Genomic DNA, 13,611 nt, shown 5'->3' with positions numbered 1-13,611 from the left:
TTGTCGAGAACGCGCTGACTTAGCGTCGCTCGACGGGCAGCTCGACCTTTCGCACTGTCCATCCCGCGCGTGCCAGGCTCGCTAACACGCCATGATCGAGCGGTAGGTGGGCGGCGCCGACGAGAACCAATCCTTCTTTGTCGCACAGCGCGACGTCCAGCTTGCTGGCCAGGGCGCTGTTGCGCTCAACCATGGCGGGCGAGTTCAGGTCCTTGTCCCGAACCAGTAGCAAGTTTTGCTCTACATAACGCTCAAACATGTCGAATGCGTCGTCCGCGTAGTACTCGTCTAACGCTTCCGCGAGGTCCTCGTTTTCGTGCATGTGTGCAAATTGCTCTTCGACACTTTCGAGGGATTCAACCGGAATCTCTTCCTTCATTGCAACGTCGACGAAGTGAGTTTCAGGTTCGAACGTGCCCTCGTCGAAAAACTGCGAACGGAGCTGGGTTTCCACTCTGACCAGCTGCGCGAGTGCTCCCGCTGGCAAGTGTTCGAGGTGGTCTTTCATGGGGGAGAGGCGAGGGGACGAGCTCAGCAGACTCTGCAACCTGTCCATGTCATCTGAGGAAAGGGTTTCGGATGCAGTTTTCTGGCTCATCTCAGTTTCGCTGCCGAGTTGTTCGAGCCCCTGCTCCCGCAGATCATCAAGGTCGTGGGGGTTGATCTCAACGAACAGTGCCTCTTTGCTCTTGAGGATCTGTTCGAGCTCGCTCACCGGCAACGCGATCTTCGTGTCGTCGATGACGTGGAGGGTTCCGAAGAGAAAGGATTCTTTTCCCTCCGGTGACCTGAGCGACCAGAAGAGAGAATCAGCGAACGGTGTGGATGAGCTCATGAGATTGAGGGTAGCGGACCCCGATTCCCGGCATTCGGGTCCGCAAGGGTAGGTTCACGCCTTAAACTAATCGCAAATTTTCTCCCTAGGAAAGGAGGGCCCGATGACTACTCAGGACGGCTCCACCAAGGCAGAGGTTGAGACCTCTAATAACGGAAAAGTGGAGGCACCCAAGGGCGTCGGCTCCGTTATCGGCGCTGTGTTCCTCATGGCGACCAGCTCGATCGGCCCGGGCTTTCTCACCCAGACCAGTGTGTTCACCGTCCGGTTGGGCGCTGCTTTCGCGTTCGCGATTCTCATCTCCATTCTCGTGGATATCGCGATCCAGCTGAATGTGTGGCGCGTGCTCGGTATCTCGGGGCTGCGTGCTAACGAGCTCGGCAACTCGGTGATTCCCGGGCTGGGATGGGTGATGTCGTTACTGGTCTTCGCAGGCGGCATGATCTTCAATATCGGCAACATCGCCGGTGCAGGGCTGGGAATGAATGCCATGCTCGGCCTTGACCCGAAGATCGGCGGCGGGATCTCAGCGGTGATCGCCGTATTGATCTTCCTGTCCAAACGCGCAGGTGTTGCGCTGGACCGCATTGTTGTGGGCCTCGGCGCGATCATGATCCTGCTCATGCTGTACGTCGCTATTGTCTCCCAGCCGCCCGTCGGAGATGCGTTGAAGCAGACGGTCCTCCCCGAGCAAGTGGACTTTGCAGTCATCGTCACGCTAATCGGCGGCTCGGTCGGCGGCTACATCACCTTCGCCGGTGTCCACCGCATCATTGATTCGGGCCAGACCGGTGTGGAGAATATCAAGAATATTTCGAATGCATCTGTGCTGGGCATCGTGGTGATCGGCATCATGCGTGTGCTTCTCTTCCTCGCGGTGCTCGGCGTGGTTGCTACCGGCGTGGTGCTATCCAAGGACAATACGGCCGCCGATGCTTTCTACCAGGCCGCCGGAGAGTTCGGGCTTCGTGCCTTCGGTCTGGTGCTGTGGGCGGCGGGCCTGTCGTCGGTGATCGGTGCGTCCTACACTTCGCTGACATTCGTGACCACGCAGAAGACAGATGTGAAGCTGCGCAACTGGCTCACGGTGGCGTTCATCGTGGTATGCACGATCCTGTTCCTCCTCCTTGGCACTGCGCCGCAGAAACTGCTCATCTTCGCTGGTGCCTTCAACGGGCTTATCCTGCCGATCGGTTTTGCCGTGGTCATGTGGGCCGCGCTGTTCCGCAAGGATCTACTCAAGGGATACAACTACCCGGTGTGGATGAAGGTCATAGGAGTGATTGTGCTCGCAGGAACCTTCTGCATGGGCTTCCGCTCACTCTCCGGATTGGCAGCACTGTGGGCGTAGAAAAGGATCCCGCCCGCGCGCGGGACTACTTCCGCACCCACGACGTGGGCACCACCGCGGGGTGGGCGCCCGGCTACGCGCAGGCGAACCTTATTGCGGTTGACCAGAAGTACGCTTTCGACTTCTTGCTGTTCGCTCAGCGCAACCCGAAGCCGTGCCCGGTGCTCGGCGTTCTCGAGGCAGGCCAACTAAATTCCGAGCTCATGGCCGGCGGCGACATTCGCAAGGATATTCCGGCGTACAGGATCTACAAGCACGGTGTGCTTATCGACGAAATCACCGACGCCACCGGCTACTGGACCGACTCCACGGTGGCATTTCTCATCGGCTGCTCATTCACATTCGAAGACGCCCTCATTGCCGAGGGAATTCCAGTCGCGCATATCGAGCAAGGGCGCAATGTGCCCATGTACCAAACCACCCTCGAGACGGAGCCAGCCGGGGCCTTCGGCGGGCCGATGGTGGTGTCTATGCGCCCGATCCCTGCTAACCGCGTCGCGGACGCTGTGCGGGTCACTTCGCGCTATCCAGCGGTGCATGGTGCGCCGATCCATGTCGGCGACCCGGCGGCGATCGGCATTAAGGATCTTGGGGCACCCGATTTCGGCGACCCCGTGGACATCCCCGCCGGCACTATCCCAGTGTTCTGGGGTTGCGGCGTGACTCCGCAGTCCGTCGTGATGAGTTCCAAGCCGGAGCTGGCCATCTGCCATGCCCCGGGCAAGATGCTCATCACTGATATTCCGGACCGGTCCTACCAGGTTCCGTAAAGAGGGCTTAGGCGATCGTTGCGATCGTCGTTCCCGCCTTCACACGGTCCTTCTCCGACGCGGAGAGCGAGATCGTGCCGGCGGTCGGGGATTTGATGGTGGATTCCATCTTCATGGCCTCGACGGTGGCCAGCGGCTGATCCTTTTCCACGGTGTCGCCGTCGCTGACCATCCACTTCACGATGGTCGACTCGTACTTCACCGTCACAGCCCCTTCACCGCCGCTACCAGCAGTATTCTCCGCGGCGGAAGAAAGTGACTCGCCAGTGGCGCCGCCGAGGAGCAAGCTGCGGGGGAAGCCGATCTGGTGCAGGCGCCCGTCGATTTCGATGACGACGGTCTCCCGCTCGTCGTAAATGTGCTCGATATCGGCCGTTTCGTGGTTGGCGCTGGGGGAGTAATTGCCGTCCACCCAGTCGGTGTAGATATCCAGAGAATCGCCGTTGAGCTCCGGAGCATCCACCATGTCGCGGTGGAACGGCAACACGGTGCGCACTCCCTCAATGGTGAATTCCTTCAGGGCTTGGCGGGAGCGCGCCAGAGCCGCGTCGCGGTTCGGGCCGGTGACAATCAGCTTGGCCATCAGCGAGTCGTAATAGGCAGGGATCTCACTGCCTGTCCGCACCCCAGAGTCGACGCGAATGCCGGGGCCGGTGGGGACGTCGAAACGCGTGACGGTGCCCGGCGCGGGCGCGAAACCGTTGGTGACGTCCTCGGCGTTAATGCGGAACTCGAAGGCGTGAGTGGTGATCTCCGGGTCCCCACCGAAGGACAGCTCCTGGCCGTCAGCGATGCGGAACTGCTCAGCGATGATGTCCACGCCCGTGACCACCTCTGTGACGGGATGCTCCACCTGCACGCGGGTGTTCACCTCCAGGAAGGACACGGTGCCATCTTCGGAAACGATATATTCGACGGTTCCGGCACCCACGTAGTTCGCTGCGCGGCAAATCTCGCGCGCACCGTCCTCAATGCCGGTGCGCTGCTCGTCGGTGAGGAAGGGGGCGGGGGCTTCCTCGATGAGTTTCTGGAACCGGCGTTGCGTCGAGCAGTCTCGGGTTCCTAACACTGCGACGTTGCCGTGGGTGTCGGCAAGCACCTGAGCTTCAACGTGGCGCGGGTGGGTGAGGAACTTCTCCACGTAGCATTCCGCACGGCCGAAAGCTTCCTTGGCTTCGCGGCCGGCAGATGCGAAAGCGTCCTCGATGTCGGACTCGTCGTGGACGACCTTCAAACCGCGTCCACCACCGCCGTAAGCAGCCTTGATGGCAATCGGCATGCCGTGTTCTTCCGCGAAGGCGCGGGCCTCCTCCCAGTCGCCGATCGGATCTTCGGTACCTGGGGCCAGCGGCGCGCCAACCTCCACTGCGACGCGGCGAGCGGCGATCTTGTCGCCGAGCAGGTCGATCGACTCGGGAGTGGGGCCAATCCAAGTCAGGCCAGCGTCAACAACTGCACGGGCGAAGTCAGAGTTCTCCGACAGGAAGCCGTAACCGGGGTGGATGCAGTCTGCTCCAACTTTATGCGCCAGGGAGATCAGTGCCGGGACGTTCATGTACGTCTCGGAAGCGCTATTGCCGGGCAGGCGGTAGGCCTCGTCGGCAACGAGCGTGTGCAGCGCGCCGGTGTCAGCGTCGGAATAGACCGCGATGGATCGGATGCCCAGGTCGCGCGCCGCGCGGGCGATGCGGACCGCGATCTCCCCACGGTTGGCAATGAGCACCGCTTTCAAGGATGTCTGAGGTGCAGGAGTGGTCATGGTAGTTAATCTCTTTCGCTGTATCGTTCGAAGCGGATGGTGGAGCCAGGGGAAAGTTGCGCGGCAATGTCGACGTCTTCACTGATCACGGTGGCAATGACGGGATAGCCACCGGTCACTGCGTGGTCACGCAGGAACACGACGGGCTGGCCGCTGGGCGGGATTTGCACGCTGCCGGCCACCATGCCTTCTGAGGGAAGTTCGCCACTGCGATCACGCTGCAGCGGTTTGTCTGTTTCTAGGCGCACGCCGACGCGGTTGGATTCGCCGGTCACCGTGAAAGTCGTGTCAAAGAAACGCTCGACTTCATCTGTGCTGAACCAGTCATCGCGCGGGCCGAGCACGCAGCGCACGGTCGCGGTGTCAGCGGTGACGCGCAGTGGGTTGGACAACAGGGCGTTCGCAGTGTCCGGCTTCTTCAGCGACACGGAAACGGTGTCGCCAGCCTGGATCGGTGCGGGGCCGAGCCCGGAGAGCAGGTCGGTCGCGGCGGAATCCAACTCGGTATCGGCGATGAGCCCGCCGCGCACAGCGATATAAGAGCGCATGCCCACCCGGGGTGGGGCGACAACGAGCTGCGCACCGGCCGGCACAATGATCGGGGTGGCGAGTGGGAACGACCTCTGGCCCACGAACACGTCGGTGTCGGCACCGGTGACGCACACGACGGTTTCCGTCAGTGCCGTCATAGTCAGCCCGCCGATGTTTTCCAGGAGAGTCGCGTTGCGCTTGTTGCCCACCACGTCGTTCGCGATGCGCGCGGACGCACGGTCCGACGATCCGGACGTGGTCACGCCGAGGCTGCCGTTGCCCTGCCTGCCTAGGTCCTGGTAGAGCGTCTGCAGTCCAGCATCGTCCACAGTGAACAGCGGCATGCGTGGGGGAGTGTCCAGCTCGAAGTGGCTGGTCTCTTGCTCGTGCGCAAGCTTTTCGACGCTGACATAGCGCACCGTATCCCCAGGGCTGACCAACGCCGGAGGCTCAGCGGTGGAGTCCCACATCGGTGTCGTGGTCGTGCCGATGAGCTGCCACCCGCCTGGTGAGGTGCGCGGGTAAACGGCGGAGAAGTCACCAGCCAATGCGACGGCGCCGGCTGGGACCTCAGTACGGGGGGATGAGCGGCGTGGCACGTCGAGTGCGTCTGCCTCGTTTTCAGGGACGCAGTAGGTGAATCCGGGAGCGAATCCGCCAAACCCGGCCTTCCACACGGTGGAGGTGTGCCATTCGATGAGTTCGTCGCGGGTCTTGCCCAGGTGTTCAGCTAGTTCGTCGAGGTCTGCGCCGTCGTAGCAAACCTCAATTTCGATCTCGCGGGATTCCTTGCTTCCTGCCGCCTCGGGTTCGAAGTCGCGGAGGAATTCGGCTGCTGCTGTAGCCGCTGAGGTGGAATCAAAGGTGACCAGCACGGTGCGGGCGCCGGCGATGACGTCGGTTTGGCGCTCGAGAGGCTCGGTGCTTAAGGCCGCGTAGAAATCCATGACCTGTTCGAGGCTGTCTAGGTCGACCATGAGTCCGCGCGTGCCCACGCGCTTGATGTCGCGTTTAATGGTGTCGCTCACAGGAAGCTCCTGATCTCAATGCCTTCGTCCTGCAGCTTCGCCACAACGCTGCGGGTCAATTGAACCGAGCCGGGGGAGTCGCCGTGCACGCACACTGATTCCGCCGCAACGTCGATGACGCTTCCGTCAATAGCAGTGACGGAACCGGTGGATGCGACCTGCAACACGCGCTCAGCCACCTGCTGGGCATCCGTCATCACAGCGTTCGGTTCGCGGCGGGAGACCAAAGTGCCGTCCGGGTTGTACCCGCGGTCCGCGAAGGCTTCACGGATCACCCGCAGGCCAGCCTTTTCTGCGATGTCCACCGCGGCGCCGCCAGGCAGAAGCATGACTGGGAGATCCCCAAAGGCTTTGATGCCGTCGATCACGGCTTGGGCGTGCTTGTCGTAGTGAACGATGGTGTTGTACAGCGCACCGTGCGGCTTGACGTAACGGACCTCCAATCCCTGCGCACGGGCCAGTGCGTCAAGAGCGCCAATTTGGTACAAAGTCTCGTCAGCCAGCTCGGCCGGGTCGTAGTCGATGAAACGACGACCGAAACCGGCCGGGTCCTTGTAGGCGATGTGGGCGCCGACGGTCACGTTGCTTCTTTTCGCGTCGACAAGCGTCCCTTTAATGGAATGCGGATCACCCGCGTGGAAACCTGTAGCCACGTTGGCGCTGGAGACCATCTCCAGCATGGCTGCGTCGTCGGCGACGGGGTTACCCGCCGTCGTCTCGCCAAGGTCGGCGTTGAGGTCGATGTGCTCGCTCACGGTGCACCACGCTTTCCAGTTCGTCGAAAGTAGTTCTTCCCAGTGTAGTGAGCCGCTCTACACTGGGCCTCATGATCCTCATCAATGTCCGTTTCAAGCCCTTGCCCGAAAACACCGAGAACTTCCGCGAACTGGTCGCCGACTTCACTGATGCGTCCCGCAACGAGGCCGGATGCCTGTTCTTCGAGTGGTACCGCAACACCGACCAGCCTGGCGAGTACATCCTCGTCGAGGCGTTCCAGGACGATGCCGCCGAGGCCCACGTCACCTCTGATCACTTCAAGGCCGCACAGGAGCTGTTCCCGAAGATTCTGGAGGAGACCCCGGAGATCATCAACACCCTGATCGAAGGCAAGACCGAGTGGGACGAGATGGCTGAGTTCAAGGTGAACTAGCTGGGGGGGAATCACCCCTCCGCCTGCCGGGGCGACCCCGGTTGCCAGGTATCTCACAGCCGGGACTACGGTGAAAGCCCATGAGTTCCGACATCAATTCCGAAGCCCGAGATTCCAAAGCAGAGGAATACACCAAGCCCCCGAAGCTGGCGAAGAAGGCTTATGAGAAAGAGCTGCTGCGGCTCCAGGCCGAGCTGGTGAAGTTGCAGCAGTGGGTCGTTGCCACGGGTGCCCGTATCGTCATCGTGATGGAGGGTCGCGATGCCGCTGGCAAGGGCTCGGCGATCAAGCGCATTACCCAGTACCTCAACCCGCGGGTGTGCCGCATTGAGGCATTGCCTAAGCCGACGGAGCGCGAGCAGACGCAGTGGTACTTCCAGCGCTACATCGAGCGCCTGCCTGCGGCTGGTGAGATCGTCATCTTTGACCGCTCCTGGTACAACCGCGCCGGTGTTGAGCGCGTGATGGGTTTCTGCACGACGGACGAGTACCGCCGTTTCCTCCACCAAGCGCCGATCTTTGAACGCCTGCTGGTCGAGGACGGGATCTTGCTGCGCAAGTACTGGTTCTCTGTCTCCGATGAAGAGCAGATTGCGCGTTTCCAGTCCCGCCGCGAAGACCCGTTGCGCCAGTGGAAGCTATCACCGATGGATCTGGAATCCATCACGAAGTGGGAGGAGTACTCCCGCGCGAAAGACGAGATGTTCGTCCACACCGACATCCCAGAGGCGCCGTGGAACACGGTGGAGAGCGAAGATAAGAAGCGCTCGCGCATCAACGTCATCTCGCATCTGCTGGCCTCGATCCCGTACGAGGACGTTGCACTCGACCTCCCTGAGATCCCGGAGCGGCCCGCCTCCAGCAACTATGAGCGGCCACCGCGCGAGGAGTTCCGTTACGTCCCCGATGTCGCTGCCGACTTGGAGCGCGACAAGAAGGGCAAGAAGAACTAGCGTTTCTTTCCCCGGAACTTGCTCACGGTCGGGTCGCCGGGGATCCAGAAGCGGTAGGGGGCATCGACGTTTTTGCTGATGCCCACACGCGGCCCAGACTCCCACTCTGGTTCTTCATCGCGTTCGGTCAACTGGACGGGGGTGCCGTTGTCGGGCAGGGACAGCCCCAGCGCCTGCCCCAAATTTCCGGGTCCGCGCGCAAGGTTCTCGTCGACGACAGTATTGCCTTTCGCTTGTCGACGTTCCCGCGCCGCGTCGATCCCCTCTACAACCTCACCACCACGCATGAGGCATCCCTGGCCTGTGCCTTCCGGAGCGCAGACAATGTTGCCGTTCAAGTGGATGCCGTAGGAGAGGTAGACGTAGAGCCGGCCCGGCTCGCCGAACATGGCAGCGTTACGCTGGGTCTTTCCGCGGTAGGTGTGTGCGGCCTCATCCTCCTCGCCGAGGTAAGCCTCCACCTCTGTCAACCGGATTGTCACGCCGTTGTGGGTGATCAGGCAGCCGAGCAACTGTGGGCCGACAACGTCAGCGGGTGCGGTGAAATCGATCATTTTCTAGGCGTTGGTCTCCAGCCACCTACGGATTGCATTCAGGGCACCGTGCTCCGCATTGGTGCCGGTGATCTCGTCGGCGATGGCTTTCAGGTCGCTGTGCGCGTTTCCCATCGCCACGGCGGTGCCAGCAGCTTCGAGCATGGACGTGTCGTTCAGATAGTCACCGATGGCGGCAGTGTCGGCGATGTTGACATCCAGCGATTCCGCGAGTGACGTCAGCGCGGCACCCTTGTTGGCATCGTCGGACATGATGTCCAGCCAGTGCTCGGAGCTGACCGCCGCGTTCACACCGGGGGCCGCTTTCTCGATCAGGGGCACACCGTCGTCTTCGGCATTGGACTCCACGAACAGGGACACTTTGGTGGTGGGGTTGGAGTCGGTCCGGGCAGCGTCGATAAGCGAACCAACCGCACGCTGCGACACGTAGTACTTGTCCGTCTCCTCCTGTACCCACTGCGGAATGGCCTCGGCAACGTAGGCGTACTCGGGCATGCACACGACGGGGTGAATGGCGGTGTCGCTCTCGCGGACAGCGTCGAGGATCGAAGTGACGGTGTCCAGGGACATCGGCTTGGTAGAGATGATCTCTCCGCGGTGCCACACGACGGCGCCGTTTTCGGCGATGAACGTCTCCAGTCCGCGGCCGTCGAACATTGTCTGCAGTGTGGCCAGCTGGCGGCCTGACGTGGGGGCGATGATCATCCCAGCGTCCTTGGCACGCCCCAGCAGCGGCCAGAATTCGTCGGGAATGTTGCCGTCCGGGTCGACGAGCGTGCCGTCCATGTCCAAAGCAACGATGCGGGGAAAGCTCATAGCAGTCCTTTGTAGGGTATGGAACACTGGTTTCATGAGTGAAAGCAACGAAAATGCGACGCAACCAGTGAAAATCGACGTGGTTCAGTCTACCGGAGTGGTCACGCTCGACCGGCCGAAGGCGCTGAACTCGCTGAACCCGGACATTCTCTACCCGATCATCGATGCGTTGCACGCCTGGCGCGAGGACGACGCGATTGAGCAAGTGCTGGTCCAATCGAGCGGCAAGCACTTCTGTGCGGGCGGCGATGTGCGGTACGCGCGCGAGCAGATCATGGCCGGCAACCACGACGGCGTCGACGAGTTCTTCCGCCGCGAATACGAGATGAACTACCTCATCTCCGAATTTCCAAAGCCGTATATCTCACTCATCTCCGGTGTGGTCATGGGTGGCGGTTTGGGCCTGTCTGCACACGGCAGCCACTTCGTGGTCACGCCCGACGCATTCGCTTCGATGCCGGAGATGAACATCGGCTACTTCACCGACGTGGGCATGAGCTGGACGCTGCAGAACCTGCCGAAGCACCCGTCGCAAGGCTGGGGCACGTTCCTCGCGCTTACGGGGTACCGCCTGAAAGCGAACGACATGATGGCCACGGGCCTAGCCACGCACCTCGTCGAATCGCTAGATGGTGTCGCGGAGCGCGTGATCAACGAGGGGGCCGGTGCGCTCGACGCGATGGGCATGGAGCACGGCGAAGCGGAGATCGAGAGCATTTATTCGCTTGTCGACGGCACTTTCACCGGCCCCTGGTCTCACATCCGTGAGCAGCTGACTGGTGAGCTCGGCGAGCTGGCCAACCCGCTGCTGAAGCAGGCCTCCCCGGCATCATTGGTCGCCTCGGCGGAGCTGATGGATGCCAACGCCAAGCACGATCTGAAAGGCAGTCTCGACAACGAAGAGAGGTTGGGGTTGAAGATCCGCCGCGAGCCGGATTTCCTCGAAGGAGTACGCGCTGTGCTGGTGGATAAGTCCAACGATGCGGACTTCGCCCCGGAGCCAGGGCCGGAACGGTACAGGGAAGTACTAGACTAAGGCTCTTAGTGGCCTGTGAGCAGGCCAGCTGAAGCACTAACGCATGTAGAGAATGTAAGGAAGGACGCAGACGTGACGGAAGCCGCAGGGCAGCCCCAGAACCTGACCGAGGACTGGAACAACAAGCTGAAGCTCGCCCAGGAAATGCTGCCGCTGATCAGTAAGCTCCACCGCGAGAACAACGCTGTGACATCGATCTACGGCCGCATTCTGGTGGGAATGACAGACATTGAGATCATCAAGGCCCACCGCTACGCCCGCCGCGTGGTCGCCCGCGAGCTTCCGCTGGACGCGACCCTGCCGATTTTGCGTGAGCTGTCCACGATGGACCTTGGCACTGCGTCCATCGATCTAGGCCGTCTGGCCAAGAACTACAGCCGCACCGAGGGTGTGGAGCTGCGCACCTTCCTCGAGGAAGAGCTGGCGGAAGTCATCGGTGCTGACAGCCACCGCGTCCCGCGTGACGTGGTCCTCTACGGCTTCGGCCGCATCGGTCGCCTGCTCGCCCGCATCCTTATCGCGCGTGAGGCCCAGTACGGCGGCGTGCGCCTGCGTGCCGTGGTCGTGCGTAAGAAGGGCGACGACGACATCGTCAAGCGCGCGTCCCTGCTGCGCCGCGATTCCGTCCACGGTGCGTTCAACGGCACGATCACCGTCGATCGTGAGAACGAGATCATCTGGGCTAACGGGACCCCAATCCAGATGATTTACTCCGATGATCCGGGTGCGATCGACTACACCGCCTACGGCATCAACGACGCAATCGTTGTGGACAACACCGGCCGCTGGCGCGACCGCGCTGGCCTGTCCCGCCACCTGGATTCCAAGGGCGTCGCCCGCGCGCTGCTCACCGCGCCGGGCAAGGGCGACGTGAAGAACATTGTCTACGGCGTGAACCACGACATGATCGACGATTCCGAGCAGGACCGAGTGCTGTCCGCCGCGTCGTGCACCACTAATGCGATCACACCAGTGCTCAAGGTCGTTGGTGACCGTTGGGGCGTCAAGCACGGCCACGTTGAGACCGTCCACTCCTACACCAATGACCAGAACCTGGCTGACAACTTCCACAAGGGTGCCCGTCGCGGCCGCGCCGCCGGCCTGAACATGGTGCTCACCGAGACCGGTGCAGCCAAGGCCGTGTCCAAGGCGCTGCCGGAGTTTGAGGGCAAGCTCACCGGTAACGCTATCCGCGTTCCCACCCCGGATGTGTCCATGGCTGTGCTCAACCTCGATCTGGATTCCGAGGTGAACAAGGACGACGTGAACAACTACCTGCGTCGCGTGTCCACTGACTCGGACCTGCGCCAGCAGATCGACTACATCCAGTCCCCGGACATTGTTTCCACCGACTTCGTGGGCACCACCCACGCCGGCATCGTGGACGGGTTGGCCACCATCGCCACCGGCAACCACTTGGTGCTCTACGTCTGGTATGACAACGAGTTCGGCTACTCCAACCAGGTTGTGCGCATCGTCGAGGAGACCGCGGGCGTACGCCCGAAGATCTTGCCGGAGCGCAAGGATCCGCAGGACATCCGCTAGTGCTCAAACTGACAGGGCAGCTGCAACACTATTCCTGGGGCGATGACTCCAGCATTGCTTCGCTGCAGAACCGCGAACCTTCAGGCAAACCGGAAGCCGAGTTATGGTTCGGCGCGCACCCGAGCGCGCCGTCTTTGACCGACGCCGGCCCGCTCGATGCTGTCATCGCCGCCGACCCCGCGAGGATTCTCGGCCCGCAGTGCGCGGAGACTTTCTCCGGCACGTTGCCGTACCTCGTGAAGATTCTCGCGGCCGCGCAGCCCCTGTCTATCCAGGCGCACCCGTCTATTGCGCAGGCGCGGGAGGGTTTCGCACGGGAGAACGCCGCCGGCATCCCTGTGGACGCGCCCACACGTAACTACAAGGATGACAACCACAAGCCGGAGATCCTCATCGCGCTGTCCCCGTTCCGTGCGCTCGCAGGATTCCGCCCGGTGGCCAAAACGCGGGCGCTTATCGACGTTCTTGCGCTCCCGGCGCTTAACCCCGCCCAAGAGGTTCTCGCCGAAGAAACGATGAGCGAGGAACAACGCCTGCACACGGTGCTGGAGGGGTGGCTGTCGTTGGATGACCCTGCCCCGTTGGCCAACGCTGTCGTTCAGCGGGCGCAGGCTCTCACTGACGGTGAGACGGATGAGGCGGAACTGATCACCATCGCCCGGAACCTGGAGTTCATTGGGGAGCAGTTCCCCGGCGATGTGGGCATCCTCGCCGCGCTGTTGCTCAACCACGTCGAGCTGGACACAGGTGACGGGCTTTTCTTGCCGGCCGGTAACCTTCACGCCTACATCAGCGGTGTCGGTGTGGAAGTGATGGCCAACTCCGACAATGTGCTGCGCGGCGGCTTGACCAGCAAGCACATCGATCAGGCAGAACTGCTGAGCATTCTGGAGTTCACGCCGCTGGGGGATCCCACCTTCCACGGGCAAGCTACCGAGACACTCAGCCTGTACGCGCGCAACTTCGACGTTGGCATCCCGGACTTCCGGGTCACCCGCTACTTCGACGAAACTGATGACGAAGAAGAAAACGGCACGATGGTCCGCATCGACGGCGGGGAACCGACCATCATCCTGGTGGTGGAAGGCACCCTGACCATTGCGTCTGAGGCTTCCTCGCCGTTGGAGCTGGCCCCGGGTGAAGCTGTCTTCATCGGCGCGAACGAGGGTCTCATTCACGTGGAGACCACCCCAGGGTCCGGTGCCCGGTTCTTCGAAATTGCACCTGGAGAAATGACGAAAGCCGGGTCAATCGACCCGGCCGAGTTCGACTTGTAGCTAGGT

The 13,611-nt window shown here is 61.9% G+C and carries 13 protein-coding genes; 7 read left to right on the top strand and 6 right to left on the bottom strand.

Going from position 1 to position 13,611, the window contains the following annotated elements; genetic code table 11:
• Positions 1-19: 19 nt before the first annotated feature.
• Entirely contained in the window at positions 20-835 is an 816-nt protein-coding gene (locus tag KBX19_RS01000) for a TraB/GumN family protein (protein ID WP_255997089.1), read from the bottom strand.
• Positions 836-938: 103 nt separating this feature from the next.
• Here KBX19_RS01000 and KBX19_RS00995 point away from each other — a divergent pair, with 103 nt between their 5' ends.
• On the top strand, positions 939-2,186 hold the full coding sequence (locus tag KBX19_RS00995) for an NRAMP family divalent metal transporter (RefSeq protein ID WP_005291282.1): 1,248 nt from the start codon (positions 939-941) through the stop codon (positions 2,184-2,186).
• Positions 2,165-2,956: a putative hydro-lyase gene (locus KBX19_RS00990; protein WP_370686986.1), complete on the top strand. Its 792-nt coding sequence runs from the start codon at positions 2,165-2,167 to the stop codon at positions 2,954-2,956. Before KBX19_RS00995 ends, KBX19_RS00990 begins: the two co-directional genes overlap by 22 nt.
• 7 nt (positions 2,957-2,963) lie before the next feature.
• Here KBX19_RS00990 and KBX19_RS00985 read toward each other — a convergent pair whose 3' ends face one another.
• From KBX19_RS00985 to KBX19_RS00975, 3 genes are read right to left on the bottom strand one after another with little or no spacing between them, the layout of a single operon-like run.
• Positions 2,964-4,715: a biotin carboxylase N-terminal domain-containing protein gene (locus tag KBX19_RS00985; protein WP_255997087.1), complete on the bottom strand. Its 1,752-nt coding sequence runs from the start codon at positions 4,713-4,715 to the stop codon at positions 2,964-2,966.
• 5 nt (positions 4,716-4,720) lie between these two features.
• The gene (locus KBX19_RS00980; protein ID WP_255997086.1) at positions 4,721-6,274 is read right to left on the bottom strand and encodes an urea amidolyase family protein; all 1,554 of its coding nucleotides are present in this window, start codon (positions 6,272-6,274) and stop codon (positions 4,721-4,723) included.
• On the bottom strand, positions 6,271-7,029 hold the full coding sequence (locus tag KBX19_RS00975) for a 5-oxoprolinase subunit PxpA (RefSeq protein ID WP_255997085.1): 759 nt from the start codon (positions 7,027-7,029) through the stop codon (positions 6,271-6,273). The genes KBX19_RS00980 and KBX19_RS00975 overlap by 4 nt, the downstream gene beginning before the upstream one ends.
• Before the next feature lie 71 nt (positions 7,030-7,100).
• Between KBX19_RS00975 and KBX19_RS00970 the strand changes: the two genes are divergently transcribed.
• Positions 7,101-7,424: a putative quinol monooxygenase gene (locus KBX19_RS00970; protein WP_005291270.1), complete on the top strand. Its 324-nt coding sequence runs from the start codon at positions 7,101-7,103 to the stop codon at positions 7,422-7,424.
• Positions 7,425-7,504: 80 nt separating this feature from the next.
• Complete coding sequence (gene ppk2 / locus KBX19_RS00965; protein WP_255995437.1) at positions 7,505-8,377, top strand: polyphosphate kinase 2; 873 nt, start codon at positions 7,505-7,507, stop codon at positions 8,375-8,377.
• On the opposite strand, the gene KBX19_RS00960 is transcribed toward ppk2, so the two are convergent.
• Together KBX19_RS00960 and KBX19_RS00955 are read right to left on the bottom strand one after the other, a co-directional pair.
• Positions 8,374-8,931 (bottom strand): DNA-3-methyladenine glycosylase, encoded by a 558-nt coding sequence (locus KBX19_RS00960; RefSeq protein WP_255997084.1) that lies wholly within the window; start codon positions 8,929-8,931, stop codon positions 8,374-8,376. The genes ppk2 and KBX19_RS00960 overlap by 4 nt on opposite strands.
• 3 nt (positions 8,932-8,934) lie before the next feature.
• Positions 8,935-9,747, bottom strand: coding sequence for an HAD family hydrolase (locus KBX19_RS00955; RefSeq protein WP_255997083.1), 813 nt, complete (start codon positions 9,745-9,747; stop codon positions 8,935-8,937).
• A 34-nt stretch (positions 9,748-9,781) separates the two neighbouring features.
• Here KBX19_RS00955 and KBX19_RS00950 point away from each other — a divergent pair, with 34 nt between their 5' ends.
• From KBX19_RS00950 to manA, 3 genes are all read left to right on the top strand, one after another.
• A complete protein-coding gene (locus KBX19_RS00950; RefSeq protein WP_255997082.1) occupies positions 9,782-10,783 on the top strand; it encodes a 3-hydroxyisobutyryl-CoA hydrolase in 1,002 nt (333 codons plus the stop codon).
• Between the two features lie 72 nt (positions 10,784-10,855).
• Positions 10,856-12,328 (top strand): glyceraldehyde-3-phosphate dehydrogenase, encoded by a 1,473-nt coding sequence (locus KBX19_RS00945; protein WP_255997081.1) that lies wholly within the window; start codon positions 10,856-10,858, stop codon positions 12,326-12,328.
• Positions 12,328-13,605 (top strand): mannose-6-phosphate isomerase, class I, encoded by a 1,278-nt coding sequence (gene manA / locus KBX19_RS00940; protein WP_255997080.1) that lies wholly within the window; start codon positions 12,328-12,330, stop codon positions 13,603-13,605. The genes KBX19_RS00945 and manA overlap by 1 nt, the downstream gene beginning before the upstream one ends.
• The last annotated feature ends 6 nt before the right edge of the window (positions 13,606-13,611 follow it).

The organism is Corynebacterium sp. CCUG 71335 (assembly GCF_024454075.1).
Classification (GTDB): Bacteria; Actinomycetota; Actinomycetes; order Mycobacteriales; family Mycobacteriaceae; genus Corynebacterium; species Corynebacterium genitalium.
The sequence above is the reverse complement of the archived record's forward strand: the minus strand, read 5'-3'. Positions and strand labels throughout refer to the sequence as shown.